We start from the raw sequence: 23,343 nt of genomic DNA, 5'->3' as shown, positions 1-23,343 counted from the left end.
ATGTCAGCGTGCGTCGCGCCAGTTCTCCGCGAGGTCGCCCCAGAGGTGCGCGGTCGTCTCGACGCCCTTGAGCAGCAGATCGATCTCGACCTTCTCGTTCGGCGCGTGCCAGCCGTCGGAGGGGACGGAGATGCCGAGGAAGAGCACGGGTGCCCCGAGGACGTCCTGGAGGTCCGCAGCGGGTCCCGAGCCGCCCTCGCGCGTGAAGCGGATCTTCTGTTCGAAGGCGCGGCCCATCGCCCGTACGACGGACTGCAGGGCCGGGTGGTCGAGCGGGGTCAGGCACGGGCGTGTGGCGCCGCCGAAGGTGACCGTGTGGCGGATTCCGGCGGGGATGCGGTCGGCGGCCCAGGTGCGGACGGCCTGCTCCACGTGGGCCGGGTCCTGGCCCGCGACCAGCCGGAAGGAGAGCTTCACCAGGGCGGACGACGGAATGATCGTCTTGCTGCCCACGCCCTGGTAACCGCCGCCGATGCCGTTGACCTCGGCGGTGGGGCGGGCCCATATCCGCTCCAGGGTGGTGTGTCCTGCCTCGCCGTGCGTGGCGTGCGACTTGGCCGTGTGCAGCCAGCGGCCCTCGTCGAAGGGGAGCTCGGCGAAGAGTTCGCGCTCGCGGTCGGTGAGTTCCGTGATGCCTTCGTAGAACCCGGGGATCGCCACGCGCCCGTGCTCGTCGTGGAGGGCGGCGACGAGGCGGGCGACCTCGGTGGCCGGGTTCGGCACGGCGCCGCCGAAGGAACCCGAGTGGATGTCCTGGTCGGGGCCGTGCAGCTGGATCTCGCACTCGGCGAGGCCGCGCATGCCCGTGCAGACGGTCGGGGTGTCCTCCGACCACATGCCGGTGTCGGAGACGATCACCGCGTCGGCGGCGATGCGGTCCTTGTGGGCCTCGATGAGCGCGCGGAAGTTCGGGGAGCCGGACTCCTCCTCGCCCTCGACGAGCAGCTTGAGGTGGACCGCGGGCGCGGTGCGGCCGGTGGCCGCGAGGTGGGCGCGGACTCCGAGTGTGTGGAAGAACACCTGGCCCTTGTCGTCGGCCGCCCCGCGCGCGTGGAGGCGGTTTCCCCGGACGACGGGCTCGAAGGGGTCGGTGTCCCAGCCGTCCTCGCGGGCGGCGGGCTGGACGTCGTGGTGGCCGTAGACGAGGACGGTGGGGGCGTCCGGGTCGTCGGAGGGCCACTCGGCGAAGACGGCGGGCGCTCCGGGCGTCTCCCAGACCTCCGCGGTCGGGAAGCCGGTCTCCTTGAGGGCCGCGGCGAGCCAGTCCGCGCTGCGGCGCACGTCCCCCGCGTGGTCGGGCTGCGCCGACACGGACGGGATGCGCAGCCACTCGGAGAGGTGGTCGAGGAAGGCTGCACGGTGGTTCTCGATGTACGTGCGGACGGCGCTGTCCGGTGTCTCGCTCATGGTCACGAGCCTATCCGCCATCCGGGGCGGGCTCGTCCCGCGGCTCGTCGACCAGGGCCTCGGCCGGTCCCTCCAGGAGGAGACGTTCGAGCTCGGCGCGGCCCGGCAGGTTCCTGGGGCGTGCGGTCTCTCCGCTGCGTACGTAGAGGAAGGCGGCCTTGACCGACTCCAGGGGGACGCCCTGCTGCTCGGCCCAGGCGAGCCGGTAGACGGCGAGCTGGAGGGGGTCGGCGGTGCGGGTGCGGCTGGTCTTCCAGTCGACGATCTCGTACGTCGCGTCGGCGCCGTCACCTTCCTTGTAGACGGCGTCGATGCGGCCCCTGATGACGCGGCCCGCGATCACGAACTGGAAGGGGACTTCGACGCGGTGGGGCGCGCGGTGGGCGTACTCCGTGCGTTCGAAGGCTTCCTTGAGGGCTTCGAGGTCGCGCTCGTCGGCGATCTCGGCCTCGTCGGGGGCGCCGCCCGGCAGGTCCTCCGGGGCGAGCATCGGCAGGGGGAGCTCTTCGAAGCGGGACTCGATCCAGGCGTGGAAGCGGGTGCCGCGGCGGGCCGCGGGCTGCGGCGGACGCGGCATGGGCCGGGCGAGGTCCCGTGCGTAGCCGTCGGGGTCGGCGGCCAGGCGCATCAGCTCGGACGCGGTGAGCGAGGGCGGCACGGGGACGTCCCTGACGGCCTCGCGGGCGCGCAGGAGCTCTCCGGTGAGGGCGTCCAGGTCGCGGTCCCAGGAGGCGAGGGTGCGGGTTTCCTCCGGGGTGAGCGAGGTGCTGGGTGCCCGCGGGGGTCCCTCCGCGGCGGGGTGGGGTCGGGCGTCGGGGCGGGGTGCGGGGAGCTTCACGTGCGCGGGCGCGGGGTCGGGGTGCTCCGCGGGGTGCGGGACGGCGGGGCGCTCCGTCGCCAGGGACTCCCAGTCATCGTCGTGAAGGCCTTCTTCGCGCAGGCCCTCTTCGTACAGGCCCTCTCCGTGAAGGCCCTCTCCGTAGAGCCCCTCTTCGTAGAGCCCCTCTTCGTCCTCCGGAGGGGGTGGCCATTCGGGGTCGTCGGCCGGCGGCACGTCGGCGTGTGCCGACGGGTGGGCCTCTTCGTGGGAGCGGGCGGTCTCCGGTGCGCCCTCCCCCGTGAGGCGGTCCAGGTGGGCGAGGACCGTCTGTGCGGCCGCCCTGCGACGGGCCAGGGAGGCCTCGTCCAGCGGGAGCGGCCACGCCTGGTCGGCGGTGGCTTCCTGGAGGGCGGGGTTCTCCTCGTCCTCGGCGGGCGCTTCGGCCCACGCCTCGATCTCGCCGTGACCGGCCGCACAGTGGTCGTACAAGGCCTGGAGGAAGTCGGAGGGGCCGCGCGGCTTCTTCTGGGTGGGGCCCCACCAGTGGCCGGAACCGAGGAGGAGGGAGCGGGGGCGGGTGAACGTCACATACCCGAGGCGGAGCTCCTCGGTGCGCTGGTGGTCCTTCATCGCTTCGTGGAAGGCCTTCATCCCCTTGGCGTCCCACGTGTCGACGTCGGGCAGCGTGGCCCTGTCCCCGCGCAGCTCGTGCGGGACGACCTTGGCCTGTGCGGTCCACTTCTCGCGTCCCTGCGCGCTCGGGAAGGTGCCGTTGACGAGACCGGGGACGGCGACGACGTCCCATTCGAGGCCCTTGGACCGGTGGGCGGTGAGCACTTTGACGGTGTTCTCACCGCCCGGCAGGGCGTTGTCGAGGCCCTTCTCGTACTGGGCCGCGGTGCGCAGGAAGCCGAGGAAGGCGAGGAGCGTCGCACCGCTGTCGTTCGCGGCGAAGGAGGCGGCGACGTCCAGAAAGTTGGAGAGCGTCTCGCGGCGGCGGGCCGCGAGGGCGCCCGGGGACGCGGAGAGCTCGACCTCCAGACCGGTGACGGCGAGCACGCGGTGCAGCACGTCCATGAGCGGATCGGCCAGCGAGCGGCGCAGCTCACGCAGTTCGGCGGCGAGCCGGGCGAAGCGCACCCTGGCGTCCGCCGAGAAGGGCAGTCCGTCGTCGGCTCCGGAGGCGTCGCCCGGGTCGAGCGGTGACTCCAGGAAGGTGTCCAGGGCATCCGCGAGCGATATCACCTCGGCCGGGTCGACCCCCTCGACGGCTTCTGCGAGGCGGCGGTCCGGATCGTCGGGCGCGGCGTGCCCGGGGCGTACGAGGAGGCGGGCGCGGCGGCCCAGGAGGGCGAGGTCGCGGGCGCCGATCCGCCAGCGGGGTCCGGTGAGGAGCCGCACCAGGGGGGCGTTGGCACCGGGGTCCTGGAGGACTTCGCAGACGGCGACGAGGTCGGCGACCTCCGGGAGGTGCAGCAGTCCGGAGAGACCGACGACCTCCACGGGGATGTCGCGGGCGACGAGGGCGGCCTGGATCCCGGCGAAGTCCGTGGCGGTGCGGCACAGGACGGCGATCTCGCCGGGCGCCTTGCCGGTGCGGACGAGGTGGGCGATCGAGTCGCCGAGCCAGTCGATCTCCTCGGCGTGCGTGCGCAGCAGGGCGCAGCGCACGACGCCGTCCCGTTCGGCGCCGGGGGCGGGCCGGAGGGCCTCCACGCCCGCGTGCATGGCGCGCAGGGGCTCCGCGAGGCCGTTGGCGAGGTCGAGGAGGCGGCCGCCGCTGCGACGGTTCTCGCTGAGCGCGTGGCGGGCGGCGGGGCGCCCGTCGGCGTACGAGAAGTGCTGGGGGAAGTCGTCGAGGTTGGCCACCGAGGCGCCGCGCCAGCCGTAGATGGCCTGGCAGGGGTCGCCGACCGCGGTCACCGGGTGTCCCGTGCCTCCGCCGAAGAGTCCGGAGAGCAGGATGCGCTGGGCGACGGAGGTGTCCTGGTACTCGTCGAGGAGGACGACGCGGAATTCGTCCCTGAGGATCTCGCCGACCTCCGCGCGGGTGTCGGCGAGGGTCGCGGAGAGCGCGATCTGGTCGCCGAAGTCGAGGAGGTCGCGGGAGCGCTTCGCCGCGCGGTAGCGCCCGACGAGCTCGGCCAGTTCGAGCCGGGCCGCCGCCGCTTCGGGGACCTTGCGCAGGTCGGCGTTGGAGAGCTTCACGCCGTCGAGTGCGCGCAGGAGCTCGGTGTCGTACGCGCGGAGCCTCTCGGGCCGCACCAGGTGCTCGGCGAGCTCGCTGTCGAGGGCGAGGAGGTCGCTGACGAGGTCGGGGAAGGAGCGGGTGAGCGCGGGGTAGGGCCCGGGTGCCTCGCGGAGCACGCGCGCGGCGAGCTGGAAGCGGGTGGCGTCGGCGAGGAGGCGTGAGGTGGGCTCCAGGCCGATGCGCAGGCCGTGGTCGGTCAGGAGGCGGCCCGCGAAGGCGTGGTACGTGGAGATGACGGGCTCGCCCGGCGGGTTGTCGGGGTCGGCCGCGTCGGGGTCGGTGACGCCCGCCTTGACGAGGGCGTGGCGCACGCGCTCGGCGAGTTCGCCCGCCGCCTTGTTCGTGAAGGTCAGGCCGAGGACCTGCTCGGGGGCGACATGGCCGGTGCCGACCAGCCACACCACGCGTGCGGCCATCACCGTCGTCTTGCCCGAGCCGGCTCCGGCCACGATCACCTGCGGGGCGGGCGGCGCGATGATGCACGCCGTCTGCTCCGGGGTGAACGGGATCCCGAGGAGCTCCTTGAGCTGCTCGGGATCGGTGATGCGAGGTGACACACCAGAGAGGCTAGCGGTGGCCACTGACATCCGGGGCGGACCCGGACGCGGGAGGCCACCGCCCGCTCATGGGACGCGTGAGGTCAGGAACCGGCGGCGATCTTCTTCGGGTCGACGACCTCGCCGGCCGGCGGGGCCTTCACGTCGACGTTCTTGCCGTAGTCGCTGAAGGTCACCGAGCCGGGGTCGTCGCTGCCCTTGTTGACGACCTTCAGGAAGTAGGGCTTGCCCTCCATCGCCACGTAGAACGTGGTGGTCTCGGAGCCCTTCTTCTTGGTGAGGACGGCGGCCTTCTGGCCGTCGACCTCGGCGTCGTCCTCACGCTTCAGGTTCTTGAGCTTGTCGGACTTGAACATGTCGTCCGGGTTGCACGCGCTGTTCTGCTCGGCAGACTTCACCCAGCGCCCCTTGACGAGCTCGGCCACGGCGCCACCGCCGCTGCTCTCCCAGAACTTGTCGTCACCCTTGACGTAGCGGACCTTCCCGACGGAGAGGAACTCGGCGGTCCCCTTCTTCGGCGAGCCCATCGTGCCCTTGCAGTCGCCGGACTCGGCGACGGAGAACTCGATGTTGTTCTGCTCGCCCTTCTGCTCCATCTTGCCCTTCATCGTGAAGGAGCCGGCGTCCTTGGAAGCCTTGGAGGCCTTGTCGGCGATCTTGTCGGCGCTCATGCCGTCGAAGGGGTCCTTGTCCCCGTCGCTGCTGCAGCCCGTCACGCCGATGACGGCGGCGGCACAGGCGACGGCCACTGCCAGGAGCTTCCGGTTGGCTGCCATATACGCGCATCTCCTCGAAAAGGTGCACTTTCAGCCAGTGCACAGGATGTCTTTACGGAGACTTTAGATTGCTCCGAGGGGTGCTGTGTCCCCGGGTGGCGCGACGTGACAATAGCCACGGGTGCGGCGTCCTCGTGGCGCCTCACTCGTCACTCGCCCGTCACTCCACCACATGACGGCCTTCAGGACGCGCACTGCACGAGGCGCGGAAGGCGCAGTGCGTGCAGTGCTGGCCCGCGGTCGGCGTGAAGCGTTCGTCGAGGACCTTGCCCGCGGCCGTGGCGAGCAGATCGCCGATCCACTCCCCGGAGAGGGCCTCCTGGGCCTGCACCTTGGGGAGCGCTTCTCCGCCGTTCTTCTTGGCGGCGCCTTGGCGCAGCTGCACCAGTTCGGCGCCGCCCGGCTCGGGACGTACGCCGTCGAAGAGGTCGTCGGCGGCGCCCTCGCGGACCGCCAGCTGGTAGACCGCGAGCTGGGGGTGGCGGGCGACCTCGGCGGCGCTCGGGGACTGCTTCCCGGTCTTGAAGTCGACTACGTAGGCACGGCCTTCGGCGTCCTGTTCGACGCGGTCCATGGAGCCGCGCACCCGCACTTCGTAGGGCCCCGCTTCCAGCGTCACGTCGAAGCCGTGCTCACTGGCGACGGGGGTGCGGCTCGCGCGGTCCATCACGTGCCACTGGAGGAAGCGCTCCAGTGCCACGCGCGCGTGCTCTTTCTCCTGGGCCGACTTCCAGGGCGCGTCGAACGCGAGCGCGTCCCATACGGAGTCGAGTCGCTCCATGAGGACGGCGAGGTCGGCGGGGGTGCGTCCCGAGGCCACCTCGTCGGCCAGGACGTGCACGACGTTCCCGAAGCCCTGGGCGGCGGTCGCGGGCGCGTCCGCCTTCACCTCGCGGCCCAGGAACCACTGCAGGGCGCAGGTGTTGGTGAGCTGGTCGAGCGCGCTTCCGGAGAGCACGACGGGCTTGTCGCGGTCCCGCAGCGGCACCTCGCTCGCCGTCGGTTCGTACATGCCCCACCAGCGGTAGGGGTGCGCGGCCGGTACGAGGGGGCGGCCGTCCGTGTCGGCGAGCGCGGCGAGGCGGGCCAGGCGCTGGGCCGCCGCCTCGCGCAGGGCCTCCGAGACGCGCGGGTCGACGGTGGTGGCGCGCAGCTCGGCGACGAGCGCGGCGACGGACAGGGGACGGCGCGGGCGGCCCGTTATGTCCTTGGGCTCGACGCCGAGTTCCGTCAGGAAGCGGGACGGCTGGTCGCCGTCCTCGGCGGGTGCCTTCACCGCGGTCACGACGAGGCGCTCCCGCGCGCGCGTGGCGGCGACGTAGAACAGGCGGCGCTCTTCGGAGAGGAGCGCTCCGGGGGTCAGCGGTTCGGCGAGGCCGTCGCGTCCGATGCGGTCGGCCTCCAGGAGGGAGCCGCGGCGGCGCAGGTCGGGCCAGAGCCCCTCCTGCACACCCGCGACCACGACGAGCCGCCATTCGAGTCCCTTGGAGCGGTGCGCCGTCATCAGGCGTACGGCGTCGGGGCGGGCCGCCCGGCGCGTGAGGGTGTCCGCGGCGATGTCCTGCGCCTCGGTCTCCTCAAGGAAGTTGAGGGCGCCGCGACCGCCCGTGCGCTCCTCCGCGCGGGCCGCGGCCGCGAACAGGGCGCACACGGCGTCGAGGTCGCGGTCGGCGTTGCGGCCGGCCGCGCCACCGCGCCGCGCGGTGCGTTCCAGGCGCCTGGGCCAGGGCGTGCCGTCCCACAGCTCCCACAGCGCCTCCTCGGCCGTGCCGCCGCCCGCGAGGCGCTCACGGGCCTTGCGGAGCAGCGCGCCGAGCCGCTGGGCGCCGCGGGCGTACGTCGGGTCGTGCGCGACGAGCCGCTCCGGCTCGGCGAGGGCGCGGGCCAGCAGTTCGTCGGAGGGCGGCGGTACGTGGTTGCCCGCCGCCCGCTCCTCCTCGCGCAGGGCGCGGCCCAGGCGGCGGAGGTCGGCGGCGTCCATGCCCGCGAGGGGGGACGTCAGGAGGGTGAGGGCGGTCTCGGTGTCGAGCCAGGAGGGGACGATGCGGCTGCCGCTGTCGCTCCGTGACCCGCTCTCCGCGCCGTGCTCAGCCTCAGCCCCGACCTCGACCTCGACCTCGGTCTCGGCTTCGGTCTCGGTCTCGGTCTCGGTCTGAGAGCCTGCCGCGCCCTGGAACGCCGGATCGACCGCATTCCCGGGCCGAGGTTCGGGCTCGGGCTCCGAGTCCGGCCTGGACTCCGCCTCGGGCCCGAGCCCAGGCTCGCCCTCCACGCCCGGCCCGAGCTCGGTCTCACCCTCGGCGTCCGCCCCAAGCTCCGCCTCTTGTCCCGCCTCCGGAGAGGCCCCCTGCGAGGGGACGCCCTCCGCGTCCACCGCGGCAGCCACCACCCGCAACGCCGTCAGCAGCGGTGTCACCGCCGGTTCGTGGCGCAGGGCGATGTCGTCGCCGTCGATCTCCAGGGGGACGCCCGCCGCGCTGAGGCTGCGGCGGACCGCGGGGATCGTGCGGGCGCCCGCGCGGACCAGGACCGCCATCTCGCCCCAGGGGACGCCGTCCTCCAGGTGCGCGCGGCGCAGGATGTCCGCGATGTTGTCGAGTTCCGTGCCGGCCGTCGGATACGTGTACACCTCGACACGGCCGCCGTCCCTGACCGGCGTCGGCTCACGGTGGACCCGCACCTTCTCCGCGGGCAGCCGGGTCAGCGGCATGCGCCGGGTGAGCAGTCGCGTGGCCGCCAGGAGCTGCGCGCCCGAGCGGCGGGAGGTCGTCAGGACCTCGACCGGCGCCGGGGACCCGTCCACGCGCGTGAAGGCATCGGGGAACTCCAGGATGCCGTTCACGTCGGCGCCGCGGAAGGTGTAGATCGACTGGTCGGGGTCGCCGAACGCGACGAGGGTCCGGCCACCCCCGGCGAGCGCGTGCAGCAGCCGCACCTGCGCCGGGTCGGTGTCCTGGTACTCGTCCACGAAGACCGCGTCGTACTGCGCGCCGAGCGCGCGCGCCACCTCGGGGCGGCGCGCGAGCAGCACCGCGCGGTGGACCAGTTCCGCGTAGTCGAGCACTCCTTGGAGGTCGAGTACGTCGAGGTACTCGGCGAGGAACGCCGCCGCCGCACCCCAGTCGGGCCGTCCGCTGCGGCGCGCGAACGCGTCCAGGGCGTCCGGGCCGAGGCCGAGCTCACGGCTGCGGGCCAGCACCGCGCGGACCTCGTCCGCGAAGCCGCGGGTGGTGAGGCAGGCGCGGAGCTCGTCCGGCCAGCGGATGTGGCTGCGCCCCTCACGCGCGAGGTCGATGTGTCCCGCGAGCAGTTCACGTACCGCCACGTCCTGCTCGGGGCCCGACAGGAGCCGCAGCGGCTCCACGAACAGTTCGGTGTCCTGGTGGGCGCGGACCAGCGCGTAGCAGAACGAGTGGAACGTCGTGGCCTGCGGGGCGCGCGCCGCGCCCACGCGCAGCGCCATGCGGTCCCGCAGCTCCACCGCCGCCTTGCGGCTGAAGGTGAGCACCAGGATCCGCGCGGGGTCCGCGCCCCGGGCGACACGGGCGGCGACGCTCTCCACGAGGGTGGTGGTCTTGCCCGTGCCGGGCCCGGCCAGGACCAGCAGCGGTCCTTCCTTGTGGTCAACCACACGGCGCTGACCTGCGTCCATGCGAGGGGGACCCGTCTGGGCCGGCGGCGTACGCACCAGTCGGTAGCCATCCCGGGCCCCCTGTCGTACCTGCTGGTGCGACGGGTGCCGGATGTGCCGAGTGGAAGAAGGGGAACTCACGTGGGTCGCCGGTCCTGGTGGGTGTGCTGGTCTGTGAGCGGCCGCACGGTGGCCGCGGGGTGAAGGGGATGCGTGCTGTCGACGCTACGCCAGTGGGCACGGAGGACGCGTGCCTTCCCCCGTACGGGCCACCGGCCCCCCGCCGGGCCGCCGGATGCCGGAAGCTGTCAGGTGTGATCCTTTGGAGCCGCCCCGACCGGAGCAGCGCCCTCCCCGGCCGGGCCCTCCCCGGCGGCGCCCTCCCCGTCCCGGCCCTTCGGAGCCGCGCCGATGGGAGCCGCGCCCTCCACCGGAGCCGCGCCGTCCCACCGCGCCCGCCGCATGTCGAGCTTCGGGACGTGCCCCTGGGCGGCGCGCGAGGCCTGTCGCAGCGGAGTGCCCTCCTCCCGGTACCTCTCCAGGGCCCGCAGTTCGTGACCGGGAAGGAGTACGCCGTCGGAACGGACGACACGCCACCACGGAACGCCTCCTCCGTAGAGGGACATCACGCGTCCGACCTGGCGCGGACCGCCTTCCTCAAGCCACTCGGCAACGTCCCCGTAGGTCATCACCCGACCCGGAGGGATCAGTTCCGCGACCTCCAGGACCCGTTCCGCGTACTCCGGCAACTCGCTCATCCGGACCATCCTGCCGTACCCCACCGACACGGTGACAGGCCCGCCACACAGCGTGCCGTGGCCCGTCCGGCAGGGCGCAAAGTGTCGTTTCGTGACCACTTCGCAGCCTTGCGTTGCCCCCTGCTGCCCCCCTTCACGGGTTGGACATGCCACCATCGTGCGGGCGGTGACTGGTGATACGAGATCAAGAAGAGACGACGGAGCGGCAGGGCGTGCATCCCGATGAGAAGGCGGGCACCTCTGCGTCCGAGTCACACCTGGACACCGGTGAGCGCGCCCTGAAGAGCGAGAAGACAGAGAACGACGGCGAGCGCGGCGACGTGGGTGACGGCCCCGGCTGCGCCGACGACGGCGCCCACGCCGAGCGGGTCGAGCGCGACGAACCGCTGCTCGCCGCCCGCGTGCACCGCCCGTCCGACCTCATGCGGCTCCTCGTCGGCGTCCTCGCCATCGCCGTGCTCCTGGCCATCGCCGCGTTCGCGCACGGCACGACGTCCGGGCTCGAACAGGACATCGACAAGGGCACGGACCAGGCGCCCGACCTGCTGATCAAGGTCGCGGGCCTCGTCGCCAGCATCGGCGTGCTGCTCGTCCCCGTCGCCTTCGCGATCGAGCGGCTGATCAAACGGGACGGACTGCGCATCGCCGACGGCGTCCTGGCGGCCGTCCTGGCGCACGGCGTGACGCTCGCCACCGATCTCTGGGTCGCGAAGGCCGCCCCCGACTCCATCCAGGACGCGCTGACCAAGCCGTCCCCGGCCGACCTCCACGCGTTCACCGATCCGGTGCACGGCTACCTCGCGCCCGTCATCGCGTACATGACGGCCGTCGGCATGTCCCGCAGACCGCGCTGGCGCCTGGTGCTGTTCGTGGTGCTGCTGCTGGACGCGTTCACGATGCTGGTCACCGGCTACACGACGCCCTTCTCGATCATCCTGACGGTGCTCATCGGCTGGGCCGTGGCCTACGGAACGCTCTACGCGGTCGGCTCGCCGAACGTGCGGCCGACCGGGCAGACGCTGCTCGCGGGCCTGCGGCACGTCGGCTTCCACCCCGTGAGCGCCTCCCGCGAGGAGTCCCCCGACAGCGAGCACGGCGACCGCGGCCGCCGCTACTTCGTCACCCTGGAGGACGGCCCGCCGCTCGACGTCACGGTCATCGACCGTGAACAGCAGGCGCAGGGCTTCTTCTACCGCGTGTGGCGCAGGCTCACCCTGCGGGGCATCACCCAGCGGCGCAGCCTGCAGTCCCTGCGGCAGGCGCTGGAGCAGGAGGCCCTGCTCGCGTACGCGGCCATCGCGGCCGGGGCGAACGCGCCCAAGCTGATCGCCACCTCCGAACTCGGCCCCGACGCCGTGATGCTCGTCTACGAGCACACGGGCGGCCACTCCCTGGACTCCCTGCCCGACGAGGCCATCACCGACGAACTGCTCTGCGACACGTGGCGGCAGGTGCAGGCCCTGCAGTCCCGGCGGATCGCGCACCGCAGGCTCGCGGGCGACGCGATTCTGGTGGATCGTTCCGGCACGGTGATCCTCACGGATCTTCGGGGCGGCGAGATCGCCGCGGGCGACCTGGTCCTGCGCATCGACATCGCCCAGCTCCTGACGGCGCTCGGCCTGCGGGTGGGTGCCGAGCGCGCGGTCGCCGCGGCCGTCGAGGTCCTCGGGCCCGACGCGGTGGCCGACTGTCTGCCACTGCTGCAGCCCATCGCCCTCACCCGCTCCACCCGCGCCACTCTTGGCAGGCTGGCCCGTGAACGGTCCCAGCGCGAGCGCGAGGCCGTCCTGGAGGCCTCCCGCAAGTCCCGCCAGAGCGTCCGCGCGGAGGTCTCCGCGGACGGCCAGTCGGACAAGCAGGCCCAGAAGCAGGAGAAGCAGGCGGCCAAGCAGGAGCGGCAGGCCGAGAAGCAGGCCATAGACGACGCCCTGGAGCAGGCACGCGAGGAGGATCTCCTCACCCAGATCCGCCACCAGGTGCTGCTCATCCGCCCGACGGCGCCGGTCGAGCCCGCGCAACTGGAGCGGATCAGGCCGCGCACGCTGATCAGCTTCATCGCCGGCGCCATCGGCGCCTACTTCCTGCTCTCGCAGCTGACGCACGTCGAATTCGGCACCCTCTTCCAGGAGGCGGAGTGGGGCTGGGTGGCCGCCGCGGTCGGGTTCTCCGCGCTGAGCTACTTCGCGGCGGCGATGAGCCTCCTCGGCTTCGTGCCGGAGCGGGTGCCGTTCCTGCGGGCCGTGGCGGCACAGGTCGCCGGGTCGTTCGTGAAGATCGTGGCGCCCGCCGCGGTCGGCGGTGTCGCGCTGAACACGCGGTTCCTGCAGCGATCCGGGGTGCGCTCGGGGCTCGCGGTGGCGAGTGTCGGCGCCTCGCAGCTCTTCGGGCTCGGCTCGCACATCCTGCTGCTGCTGATCTTCGGCTATCTGACGGGGACGGAGAAGACGCCGTCGTTCACGCCGTCCCGGACCGTCATCGCCGGTCTGCTCTCGGTCGCGGTGCTCGTCCTCGTGGTGACCGCCATCCCGTTCCTGCGCAAATTCGTCGTCACGCGCGTGCGGTCGCTTTTCGCCGGTGTCGTGCCGCGCATGCTGGACGTGCTGCAGCGCCCGCAGAAGCTGCTCACCGGCATCGGCGGCATGCTGCTGCTCACCCTGATGTTCGTGCTCTGTCTGGACGCTTCGGTGCGGGCCTTCGGCAACGAAGAGATGACGTCACTGAGCCTCGCGAGCGTCGCGGTCGTCTTCCTCGCGGGCAACGCCCTGGGATCGGCCGCTCCGACGCCCGGCGGTGTCGGAGCGGTCGAGGCGACGCTGACCCTGGGTCTGATCGCGGTGGGCGTGCCCAAGGACGTCGCGGCGCCCGCGGTGCTCCTCTACCGGCTGCTCACACTGTGGCTTCCGGTGCTTCCCGGGTGGTTGTTCTTCAACCACCTCACAAGGAAGGGGCTGCTCTGAGGGTGCTGTGACGGCCCTCAGAACATCACCAGGAGCGCGGCGAGCAGCAGCACCGCGCCCATGACCTCCACCGCCCCGACCACCGGCACCTTGAGGCCCTTGCCCGGCAGCACCGCCGCCCGCACCAGGTAGGCCGTGAACGGAAGCGCGAGCCAGGGGCCGAGCACGTACGCGACGGGCACGGCGACGGCGTGGTACGTCACCGACGCCCGGTAGTACGCGCGTGAGTCGCGCTCGCGGATCATCGTCTTCACGTACGGGACCGTGCCCGCGAAGAACAGCAGACAGGCGAGGGCGGGACGCCAGCCCTCGGAGAGCTCGCCGCCGCCCATCCGCAGCGTGACGAGGAGCATGCCGCAGGCAGGGACCACGGCGGCCAGGCCGTTCAGCAGGGCCCGCTCGTCGTTGCGCCACGCGTACCAGGTGTTGACGGCCACGAAGGGGGCGGCGCAGGCGGCCGCGAGCAGCAGCCAGGGGTACGCGAACAGGAGCGGCACCCCGCACACCGCGGAGACCGCGGCCGAGGCGACGGCGGGGCGCACGTGGCGGCGCGGGGCTCTCGGATTGCGGGAGAGGCGGCGGAGACGGAGCCACTGCTGGGCGTGGAAGGCGGTGACGTACCCCGTCAACCAGGCGGCGAACAGCGGCAGATGGGCCCACCGGGGGCCTTCGCCCGGACCGTGACCGAGGAACACGCCCACCGTGAACGGCACCGCGAGCATCGCCCACGCGCCGTGCTGGTTCGGCAGCCACGAACGGAGCGCGCCCCGCTTCTTCCTACCCATGCGTCCCAGCTTCGCAGCACACGGCCCCAATATTTCCGGAAAGAGGTCACCCCTTCACGGGACTTTGGTCCCCGGGGTCCCAACCCCCGCCAGGCTTAGGGTCGTTGCAGGCGGCACGTGTGTGCGGCCTTTTCTTCGGGACGGCCAGGAGATGTGACGTTGCAGCAGAGGAAAGACATCGCTGAGTCGCTCGTGAAGGCCGGGAGTTTCTTCACCCGGACCGCGGAGACCTCCGAGGATCTGCACCGGGTCCAGCACACCGGGGGCCGGGACGGAGAGGCCTTCTACCGTGACCGTTGGAGCCACGACAAAGTCGTGTATTCCACGCACGGGGTGAACTGCACGGGATCGTGCCGCTGGAAGGTGTACGTCAAGGACGGCATCATCACATGGGAGACGCAGGCCACGGATTATCCGAGCGTCGGCCCCGACCGTCCCGAATACGAACCCCGCGGATGTCCGCGCGGAGCCTCTTTCTCCTGGTACACGTACTCGCCCACGCGCGTGCGGTATCCGCACGTGCGCGGAGTGCTTCTGGAGATGTACCGGGAGGCCAAGGCGCGGCTGAAGGACCCCGTGCTCGCGTGGGCCGACATCCAGGGCGATCCCGAGCGCCGCCGGCGGTACCAGCGGGCGCGCGGCAAGGGCGGTCTGGTGCGGGCGAGTTGGGACGAGGCCGTCGAGATCGTGGCGGCGGCGCACGTGCACACCATCAAGGAGCACGGCCCGGACCGTGTCGCGGGGTTCTCCCCCATTCCCGCGATGTCGATGGCGTCGCACGCCGCCGGGGCCCGTTTCCACTCCCTCATCGGTGCGCCGATGCTGTCCTTCTACGACTGGTACGCGGATCTCCCCGTCGCCTCGCCGCAGGTCTTCGGCGACCAGACCGACGTACCGGAGTCGGGTGACTGGTGGGATGCCGCGTATTTGATGATGTGGGGTTCCAATGTGCCGGTGACGCGGACTCCGGACGCGCACTGGATGGCGGAGGCGCGCTATCGCGGGCAGAAAGTCGTCACCGTGTCGCCGGATTTCGCGGACAACACGAAGTTCGCCGACGAATGGATGCACCCGCACCCCGGAACGGACGGCGCGCTCGCCCTCGCGATGGGGCACGTGATCCTGAAGGAGTTCTTCGTCGAACGGCAGACGCCGTTCTTCCAGGATTACGTACGCCGCTATACGGATCTGCCTTTCCTCGTCACGCTCCAGGAGACCGACCAGGGCCTCGTGCCGCACAAGTTCCTCACCGCGGCGGACCTCGGCGGGACGGCCGCGGAGACCGAGAACGCCCGGTGGAAGACCGTTCTGATCGACGACGCGACGGGGGAGCCGACCGTCCCGAACGGCACGCTCGGCCACCGCTGGGGCGCGTCCGACACCCCGGACTGGAACCTCGACCTCGGCGACACCGTGCCCCGGCTCACGCTGTACGGCGAGGATGCCGCGGAGATCGTGCTGCCCCGCTTCGAAGAGGGTGCTCACGGCGACGGCGGTGTCGTACGCCGCGGAGTTCCCGTGCGCCGCGTCGGCGGGCGGCTCGTCACCACCGTCCACGACCTGATGCTCGCCCAGTACGGGGTCCCGCGCGCGGGACTGCCCGGCGAGTGGCCCGCCTCCTACGAAGACGCCTCCCAGCCCGGCACGCCCGCCTGGCAGGAGACCCTCACGTCCGTGCCGGCGGCGCAGGCCACGCGCGTGGCGCGCGAATTCGCCGACACGGCGGAGGCGTCCCAAGGGCGCTGCATGATCCTCATGGGCGCGGGGACCAACCACTGGTTCCACGCGGAGACCACCTACCGGGCGTTCCTGGCGTTGCTCACGCTCACCGGCTGCCAGGGGCGCAACGGCGGCGGCTGGGGGCACTACGTAGGACAGGAAAAATGCCGTCCGGTGACCGGCTGGGCGACGCTCGCGAGCGCGTCCGACTGGGCGCGTCCGCCCCGGCACATGATCGGCGCGGGCTGGTTCTATCTGCACACCGACCAGTGGCGCTACGACACCCTTCCCGCCGAGTCCCTCGCGTCCCCTCTGGGAGAGGGCCGTTTCGAGGGGATGACGGGCGCCGACTGCCTCGCCGCGTCCGCACGCATGGGCTGGATGCCGTCCTACCCGACCTTCGACCGCAACCCGCTGGACCTGGGGGCCTCCGAGGACCCCGTGACCGACGCCGTGCGGGAGCTGAAGGAGGGCACCCTGGGCTTCGCGGGCGAGGACCCCGACGCGCCCGGCAACTGGCCGCGCGTGCTCAACGTATGGCGGGCGAACCTCCTCGGCTCGTCCTCCAAGGGCAACGAGTACTTCCTGAAGCACTTGCTCGGCACGCACTCCAACCTCCCCGACGACGGGCCGCGTTGCGCGCCCCGCGACGTGAAGTGGCACTCCGAGGACGTCGAGGGGAAGCTCGACCTGCTGCTCTGCCTCGACTTCCGGATGACGTCCACGACACTGCTCTCCGACGTCGTCCTGCCGGCCGCCACCTGGTACGAGAAGCACGACCTGTCCTCCACGGACATGCATCCCTTCCTGCACGCCTTCACCCCGGCCGTGGACCCGCCCTGGCAGGCGCGCACCGACTACGACGCGTTCCTCGCCGTCGCCCGACGGTTCGGCGAGCTGGCGGGCGAACACCTGGGCGTGCGCCGCGACCTGGTCGCCACGGCGCTGCAGCACGACACCCCGGGCGGTGAGATGGCGCAGCCCGGCGGGGTGGCGCTCGACTGGTCCAAGGGCGAGTGTGAGCCCGTCCCGGGGCGCACGATGTACAACCTGGCCGTCGTGGAGCGCGACTACGGAGCGGTCGGGGAGAAGTTCGCCGCGCTCGGCCCGCTCGTCGACGAGCTGGGTGTCACCACGAAGGCGGTCACGTTCGACGTCGCCGAGGAAGTCGCGTACCTGAAGGAGAAGAACGGCACCGTGCGCGGCGGCCCCGCGGACGGCAGGCCCCGCCTGGACACCGCCCAGCGGGCCTGTGAGGCCATCCTGTCGCTCTCCGGGACGTCCAACGGCCGCCTGGCCACCCAGGGCTTCCAGACGCTGGAGAGGCGCGTCGGCACGGAGATGGCGCACCTGGCCGCCGAGGCGGAGGGCAAGCGGATCACGTTCGCGGACACCCAGGCCCGCCCGGTGCCGGTCATCACGTCGCCCGAGTGGTCGGGCAGCGAGTCCGGAGGGCGCCGCTACACCGCGTTCACCGTCAACACCGAGCACCTGAAGCCGTGGCACACCCTCACCGGGCGCCAGCACTTCTTCCTCGACCACGACTGGATCCACGAGGTCGGCGAGGCGCTGCCCGTCTACAAGCCGCCGCTGAACATGCACCGCCTCTACGGAGAGCCCGAGTTGGGCTCCCGGACGGACGGCAAGGACGGCCGCGAGGTCGCCGTGCGGTTCCTGACTCCGCACAACAAGTGGGCGATCCACTCCCAGTACCAGGACAACCTCTACATGATGACGCTCGGCCGCGGCGGACAGACGGTGTGGATGTCCCCGCAGGACGCGGACGCCATCGGCGTGAAGGACAACGAGTGGATCGAGGCCGTGAACCGCAACGGCGTCGTCACGGCCCGCGCGATCGTGTCCCACAAGATGCCTCCGGGGACGGTCTACATGAACCACGCCCAGGAGCGGACCGTCGGCGTCCCGAAGACGGAGAGGACGGGCCGCCGCGGCGGCATCCACAACTCCCTCACCCGGATCATGCTCAAACCCACCCACCTGGTGGGCGGCTACGCCCAGTTGACGTGGGCGTTCAACTACCTGGGCCCGACGGGCAACCAGCGTGACGAGGTGACGGTCATCCGCCGCCGCGACCAGGAGGTCTCCTACTGATGTCCCGTGACGGAGTCACCATCGGACGCGTCATGACCCAGGTCGCCATGGTCATGAACCTCGACAAGTGCATCGGCTGCCACACGTGCTCGGTCACGTGCAAGCAGGCGTGGACGAACCGCAAGGGCACCGAGTACGTCTGGTTCAACAACGTCGAGACGCTCCCGGGACAGGGCTATCCGCGCCGCTGGGAGGACCAGGAGCGGTGGAAGGGCGGCTGGGAGCGGACGAGGTCCGGACGGCTGCGGCTGAGGGCCGGAGGGCGCCTCAAGCGGCTCGGCCAGATCTTCGCCAACCCCGAGCTGCCGGAACTCTCGGACTACTACCAGCCGTGGACGTACGAGTACAAGAACCTCACCGACGCCCCGGCGGGCGACGACATGCCCGTCGCCAAGCCCGTCTCGCAGGTGACGGGCGAGCCCATCGGCACCATCGAGTGGGGCCCCAACTGGGACGACAACCTGGGCGGCGCCCCGGAGCACGGGCCCGGGGACCCGCTGGTCGAGAAGGTCCGCGACGAGGTGGGCGAGAAGATCCGCTTCGAGTTCGAGCAGAGCTTCATGTTCTACCTGCCGCGGATCTGCGAGCACTGCCTCAACCCCGCGTGCGTCTCGTCGTGCCCCTCCGGAGCGATGTACAAGCGCGTGGAGGACGGCATCGTCCTCGTCGACCAGGACCAGTGCCGCGGCTGGCGCATGTGCGTGACCGGCTGCCCCTACAAGAAGGTCTACTTCAACCACGCCACCGGCAAGGCGGAGAAGTGCACCTTCTGCTTCCCGCGCGTGGAGGCCGGGATGCCGACCATCTGCTCGGAGACCTGCGTCGGACGCATGCGCTACCTCGGCGTCATGCTGTACGACGCCGACAAGGTCGCCGAGGCCGCCGCCGTGGAGGACGAACAGGACCTCTACTCAGCCCAGTTGGAGTGCTTTCTCGATCCGGACGACCCGGCGGTCGTGGCCGCCGCGCGTGCCTCGGGCATCACCGACGAGTGGCTCGACGCGGCCCGCCGCTCCCCCGTGTACGACCTCATCAGGACGTACCAGGTCGCGCTGCCGCTGCACCCGGAGTACCGCACCATGCCGATGGTCTGGTACGTGCCGCCGCTGTCCCCCGTGGTCGAGGCGGTGGCCGCCGCGGGCCGGGACGGGGAGGACGCGGGCAACCTCTTCGGAGCGATCGACGCGCTGCGCATCCCGGTGGAGTACCTCGCCGCGCTGCTCACCGCGGGCGACACCTACGCCGTGGAGGCGGTGCTGCGCCGGATGGCCGCCATGCGCGCGTACATGCGCCGCATCAACCTCGGGGAGGAGCGTGACGAGTCCATCGCCGCGGCGGTCGGCCTCACCGGCCAGGAGATGGAGGACATGTTCCGGCTCCTGGCGATCGCCAAGTACGAGGACCGGTACGTGGTCCCGACCGCCGCCCGTGCCGACGCGGACGCCCTCGCGGAGACGCACCCGCTCGACGACGGCTGCCCGGTCGCCGACAGCCCGGACACCGTCTCCAAGGAGCGCGTCATGCTCAACCTCGGCCCCACCCGGAGGACCGTATGACCCCCGGCGCCGTCGTCCGCCTCGTCGCCGGGCGGCTCCTGCAGTACCCGGACGAGCGGCTGTACGCGGATCTGGACCGCCTCCACGAAGCGACCGGCCACCCGCTGCTGCGGGAATTCATCGCCCACGCGCGTGCGCGACGGCCCCTGGACCTCGCCGCGCACTACACGGACGTCTTCGACACCCGCAACCGCCGCTGTCTGTACCTCACCTGGTGGTCGGACGGCGACACCCGCAACCGCGGTCTCTCCCTGGTGCGCGTCAAGCAGGTGTACCGCGAGCACGGCCTGGAGTTCGCCTCCCCGGAGCTGCCGGACTTCCTCCCGGTGCTGCTGGAGTTCGCCGCCCGCGAGGAGGAGGCGGGCACCGCCCTCCTGGAGGAGCACCGGGCCGGACTCGAACTGCTGCGCCTCGCCGTCACCGACGCGGACAGCCCCTACGCGCGCGTGCTCGAAGCGGTCTGCGGGACGCTCCCCGGGCCCTCTCCGAAGACGCGCGCCGAGGCGAAGGCGCTGGCCCGCGGCGGGCCGCCCTGCGAGACCGTCGGACTCGAACCCTTCGGCCCCGGCGTGGACCTCCCCTGGCCCACCGTTCCCGACCCCCGGGAAACCGCCGCCCGGCAATCCGCCGCCCAGGAAAGGACCCCTGCCTGATGGACCTCCTCCTGTGGGGCGTCATGCCCTACGTCGCCGTCACCCTCCTCATCGCGGGCCTGGTCTGGCGGGCCCGCTACGACCGGTTCGGCCTGACCACGCACTCCTCGCAGCTGCAGGAGTCGCGGCTGCTGCGCATCGGCTCGCCGCTCTTCCACTTCGGGATGGTGTTCGTGGTGCTCGGGCACGTCGTGGGCCTCGTCGTCCCGGACAGCTGGACCGACGCGATGGGCGTCAGCGACCACACGTACCACCTGATGGCGGTCTCCACCGGCGCCGTCGCGGGCGTCGCGGCGGCCCTCGGCATCGGCATCCTCGTGTACCGGCGCTTCACGGTGCCCGCCGTCCGCAAAGCCACTCTCCGCAGTGACCACCTGATGTACACGGTGCTGCTCGGGGCGATGCTGCTCGGCCTCCTCGCGACCGTCCTGAACTCCTCCGGAGCGGTCGACTACAACTACCGCGAAGGCATCTCCGTCTGGTTCCGCAGCCTGTTCACGCTCCAGCCCGACCACGAGCTGATGGGCGCCGCGCCCCTCGCCTTCAAGCTGCACATCGTCTTCGGCTTCGCGCTGTTCGCGCTGATCCCGTTCTCGCGGCTCGCGCATGTCGTCAGCGCGCCCCTCAAGTACGTCTTCAGGCCGTACGTCGTCTACCGCGCCCGGGACCCGCGGGAGCTCGCGAACCGGCGCCCGAAGCGCGGCTGGGAGCGCGCCTCGTGAGCCGCGTCGTGCGGCGCCCGCGGCACGCTGTCGCCGAGCGCCCCTTCATCGTCATCTGGGAGGCCACGCGCGCGTGCCCGCTGGCCTGTCTGCACTGCAGGGCCGAGGCGCAGCCCGCGCGGAACCCGCGCGAGCTGGACGGCGCGGACGCCCGACGCCTCATGGACCAGATCGCCGCCTTCGGGAAGCCGAGCCCGCTCTTCGTGATCACCGGCGGCGACCCGTTCCAGCGCCCCGACCTCACCGACCTCGTCGCGTACGGCACGGCGCTCGGACTGCGCGTCGCCGTATCCCCCTCGGGGACACCGACCCTGGACCGGACGAACCTGGCCGCCGTGCGCGACGCGGGCGCCGTCGCCCTGTCCCTGAGCGTCGACGGGTCCACGGCCGAGCGGCACGACGCGTTCCGCGGCGTGGACGGCGTCTTCGAATGGACCCTCGACGGCTGGCGCACCGCCCGCGAACTCGGCCTCAAGGTGCAGGTCAACACCACCGTCACCCGCGACAGCCTGGAGGATCTCGCGGACATCGCGGCCCTGGTGCGCAGGGAGGGCGCGATGCTGTGGAGCGGCTTCGTCCTCGTGCCGACGGGCCGCGGTGAACAGCTCTCCTCGCTCACACCCGGCGAGGTCGAGGACGTCCTGCACTTCCTGTACGACACGGGCGCGGTCATGGCCACCAAGACGACGGAAGGCCACCACTTCCGCCGTGTGGCCCTCCAGCGCACCCTCTTGGAACGGTACGGCGAACAGCCCGAGTTGGGACCTCTGCATGCCCGACTGACGGCACGCGCGCGTGTCCTCGGTCTGCACGACGGGGAGCGGCGCGCGGTGCGCAGGCCGCCCATGGACGTCGGGTCGGGGCGCGGTTTCGTCTTCGTGTCGCACACCGGCGAGGTCCACCCCAGCGGCTTCCTGCCGCTGTCGGCCGGCAACGTGAGGCATCACCCGCTGGTGGACATCTACCGCGGCTCCGCGCTGTTCACGATGTTGCGCGACCCCTCACTGCTCGGCGGCGCGTGCGGGCGCTGCGAGTTCAACACCGTGTGCGGGGGCTCCCGTTCGCGCGCGTACGGGACGACGGGGCGGGTGCTGGCCGCCGACCCCTGGTGCGCGTACGAACCGGGGAGCTTCCCCTACCAGGACGAGCTGCGGGAGCTGCTCACGGAAGGACGTACGGCATGACGCGTTCAGTGATCGTCGTCGGCGGCGGCATCAGCGGACTGACGGCCGCCTGGCGGCTGCGCGCCGACGCGGAAGTGACCGTCCTGGAGGGCGCCCCTCGCATCGGCGGCAAGCTGCGCACCGGCACCCTCGCGGGCGTCCCCGTCGACGAGGGCGCCGAATCCCTGATGGCGCTGCGTCCCGAAGCCGTACGGCTTGCGGAGGAGGTCGGCCTCGGCGACGCGCTGTGCGACCCGGCCCCCGCGCCCACCACCCTGTGGTCGAACGGCGCGCTGCGCCCGCTCCCGCGCGGCCACGTCATGGGCATCCCCACCGACCCGGACACGATGGCGGGCACGGGTCTGCTGTCCGACGAGGGCGTGGCCAGGCTGCGCAACGAGGAGACGCTGCCCGCCGAACCGACGGCCGAGGACGTGTCCGTGGCCGAGTACCTCGGCGGCCGGCTCGGGCAGGAGACCGTGGACCGGCTCGTGGAACCGCTGCTCGGCGGGGTCTACGCGGGCCGTCCCGACCGTCTTTCGCTGCGGACCGTGCTGCCGCGCGTGGCGGCGGTCGCGGAGCGCGGGGAGCCGCTGCTCGCGGCGCTGCGACAGATGCGCACGCCCGGCGGCGGGTCCTTCCCGCGCGCGGACGCCCCCCGCCCCGTCCCGGTCCAGGGGCTGCGCGGCGGCACCGGGCGCCTGCCCCTCGCCGTGGCGGCGGCGAGCGGCGCCCGGGTGCTCACCGGCACGCGCGCGCGTGAGCTGCAGCGCACGCCGGGAGGACGGTGGCGCGTCCTGGCCGCCACAGGGGACGGGCCGCTCCTCCTGGAGGCGGACGCGGTGATCCTCGCCGTGCCCGCGTACGAGGCGGCGGAACTGCTGCGGCCCCACGCGCCGCTCGCCGACGCCGACCTCGGCGCGATCCAGCACGCCAGCACCGCCGTGGTGACGCTGGCGTTCCCACGCGCGGAGGCCCTCGTCCGGGCGCGCGGCAGCGGGCCGGGCCACATCCCTGGGGAGGTGTTTCCCGAGGGCAACGGCTTCCTGGTGCCCGCCGTCGACGGACACGCCCTGAAGGCCGTCACGTTCCTCAGCAACAAGTGGCGGTGGCAGCGCGAGGAGGCACCCGACGTCTTCCTGCTGCGCACCTCCATCGGCCGCGTCGCCGAGGAGCACCGGCTCGCCGTCCCCGACCGCCATCTGGTCCGCAGCTCCGTCATCGAGCTGCACCAGGCCCTGGGCTCCATCGGCGAGCCCGTCGCGGCCCGCGTCACCCGCTGGGAGCGCGGCCTCCCCCAGTACGGCGTCGGGCACATCGAGCGCGTCGCCCGCGTCCGTGAGGCCGTCGGCAAAATCCCGGGGCTCGCGCTGTGCGGCGCCGCGTACGACGGCGTGGGCGTCGCCGCGTGCGTGGCGACGGGGACGGCCGCGGCCCGGCAGATCACCGAGGGCTGACACGGAGCCGGCGGGTCCT

The 23,343-nt window shown here is 72.2% G+C and carries 13 protein-coding genes; 7 read left to right on the top strand and 6 right to left on the bottom strand.

Annotated elements, in window-relative coordinates:
* Positions 1-3 precede the first annotated feature (3 nt).
* The 5 genes from DEJ47_RS25505 to DEJ47_RS25485 all read right to left on the bottom strand — a co-directional run bounded on the left by DEJ47_RS25505 (position 4) and on the right by DEJ47_RS25485 (position 10,200).
* Complete coding sequence (locus tag DEJ47_RS25505; protein ID WP_150171998.1) at positions 4-1,407, bottom strand: dipeptidase; 1,404 nt, start codon at positions 1,405-1,407, stop codon at positions 4-6.
* A 10-nt stretch (positions 1,408-1,417) separates the two neighbouring features.
* Complete coding sequence (locus tag DEJ47_RS25500) at positions 1,418-5,035, bottom strand: ATP-dependent helicase (protein WP_150171996.1); 3,618 nt, start codon at positions 5,033-5,035, stop codon at positions 1,418-1,420.
* Positions 5,036-5,118: 83 nt separating this feature from the next.
* Complete coding sequence (locus DEJ47_RS25495) at positions 5,119-5,811, bottom strand: hypothetical protein (protein ID WP_150171994.1); 693 nt, start codon at positions 5,809-5,811, stop codon at positions 5,119-5,121.
* A gap of 160 nt (positions 5,812-5,971) precedes the next feature.
* Entirely contained in the window at positions 5,972-9,463 is a 3,492-nt protein-coding gene (locus tag DEJ47_RS25490) for a UvrD-helicase domain-containing protein (protein ID WP_398335025.1), read from the bottom strand.
* A 287-nt stretch (positions 9,464-9,750) separates the two neighbouring features.
* A complete protein-coding gene (locus DEJ47_RS25485; protein WP_398335028.1) occupies positions 9,751-10,200 on the bottom strand; it encodes an MGMT family protein in 450 nt (149 codons plus the stop codon).
* A 212-nt stretch (positions 10,201-10,412) separates the two neighbouring features.
* Between DEJ47_RS25485 and DEJ47_RS25480 the strand changes: the two genes are divergently transcribed.
* On the top strand, positions 10,413-13,157 hold the full coding sequence (locus tag DEJ47_RS25480; protein ID WP_398335032.1) for a lysylphosphatidylglycerol synthase domain-containing protein: 2,745 nt from the start codon (positions 10,413-10,415) through the stop codon (positions 13,155-13,157).
* A 17-nt stretch (positions 13,158-13,174) separates the two neighbouring features.
* Here DEJ47_RS25480 and DEJ47_RS25475 read toward each other — a convergent pair whose 3' ends face one another.
* Positions 13,175-13,942, bottom strand: a complete 768-nt coding sequence (locus DEJ47_RS25475) for a YwiC-like family protein (RefSeq protein ID WP_150171987.1) — start codon at positions 13,940-13,942, stop codon at positions 13,175-13,177.
* A 159-nt stretch (positions 13,943-14,101) separates the two neighbouring features.
* Here DEJ47_RS25475 and DEJ47_RS25470 point away from each other — a divergent pair, with 159 nt between their 5' ends.
* Genes DEJ47_RS25470 through hemG form a run of 6 tightly spaced genes read left to right on the top strand, consistent with a single transcriptional unit; the run spans position 14,102 to position 23,324 of the window.
* The gene (locus tag DEJ47_RS25470) at positions 14,102-17,773 is read left to right on the top strand and encodes a nitrate reductase subunit alpha (RefSeq protein ID WP_202459481.1); all 3,672 of its coding nucleotides are present in this window, start codon (positions 14,102-14,104) and stop codon (positions 17,771-17,773) included.
* Complete coding sequence (narH, locus tag DEJ47_RS25465; RefSeq protein ID WP_150171982.1) at positions 17,773-19,329, top strand: nitrate reductase subunit beta; 1,557 nt, start codon at positions 17,773-17,775, stop codon at positions 19,327-19,329. The genes DEJ47_RS25470 and narH overlap by 1 nt, the downstream gene beginning before the upstream one ends.
* Positions 19,326-19,982, top strand: coding sequence for a nitrate reductase molybdenum cofactor assembly chaperone (narJ, locus tag DEJ47_RS25460; RefSeq protein ID WP_150171980.1), 657 nt, complete (start codon positions 19,326-19,328; stop codon positions 19,980-19,982). The genes narH and narJ overlap by 4 nt, the downstream gene beginning before the upstream one ends.
* Positions 19,982-20,704 (top strand): respiratory nitrate reductase subunit gamma, encoded by a 723-nt coding sequence (narI, locus tag DEJ47_RS25455; protein WP_150171978.1) that lies wholly within the window; start codon positions 19,982-19,984, stop codon positions 20,702-20,704. The genes narJ and narI overlap by 1 nt, the downstream gene beginning before the upstream one ends.
* Entirely contained in the window at positions 20,701-21,888 is a 1,188-nt protein-coding gene (locus DEJ47_RS25450; protein ID WP_223828502.1) for a TIGR04053 family radical SAM/SPASM domain-containing protein, read from the top strand. Before narI ends, DEJ47_RS25450 begins: the two co-directional genes overlap by 4 nt.
* Entirely contained in the window at positions 21,885-23,324 is a 1,440-nt protein-coding gene (gene hemG / locus DEJ47_RS25445; protein WP_223828501.1) for a protoporphyrinogen oxidase, read from the top strand. The genes DEJ47_RS25450 and hemG overlap by 4 nt, the downstream gene beginning before the upstream one ends.
* Positions 23,325-23,343: the final 19 nt, after the last annotated feature.

Origin of the sequence: Streptomyces venezuelae (genome assembly GCF_008642355.1) — a bacterium.
In the GTDB taxonomy this organism is placed as follows: domain Bacteria; phylum Actinomycetota; class Actinomycetes; order Streptomycetales; family Streptomycetaceae; genus Streptomyces; species Streptomyces venezuelae_B.
This window is presented reverse-complemented; position numbering and strand designations above follow the sequence as displayed.

Coding starts and splice junctions, on each gene's coding strand:
- narJ (WP_150171980.1), top strand. CDS start 19,326: ATGACCCCCGGCGCCGTCGTCCGCCTCGTCGCCGGGCGGCTCCTGCAG.
- hemG (WP_223828501.1), top strand. CDS start 21,885: ATGACGCGTTCAGTGATCGTCGTCGGCGGCGGCATCAGCGGACTGACG.
- DEJ47_RS25495 (WP_150171994.1), bottom strand. CDS start 5,811: ATGGCAGCCAACCGGAAGCTCCTGGCAGTGGCCGTCGCCTGTGCCGCC.
- narI (WP_150171978.1), top strand. CDS start 19,982: ATGGACCTCCTCCTGTGGGGCGTCATGCCCTACGTCGCCGTCACCCTC.
- narH (WP_150171982.1), top strand. CDS start 17,773: ATGTCCCGTGACGGAGTCACCATCGGACGCGTCATGACCCAGGTCGCC.
- DEJ47_RS25490 (WP_398335025.1), bottom strand. CDS start 9,463: ATGGACGCAGGTCAGCGCCGTGTGGTTGACCACAAGGAAGGACCGCTG.
- DEJ47_RS25485 (WP_398335028.1), bottom strand. CDS start 10,200: ATGAGCGAGTTGCCGGAGTACGCGGAACGGGTCCTGGAGGTCGCGGAA.
- DEJ47_RS25475 (WP_150171987.1), bottom strand. CDS start 13,942: ATGGGTAGGAAGAAGCGGGGCGCGCTCCGTTCGTGGCTGCCGAACCAG.
- DEJ47_RS25505 (WP_150171998.1), bottom strand. CDS start 1,407: ATGAGCGAGACACCGGACAGCGCCGTCCGCACGTACATCGAGAACCAC.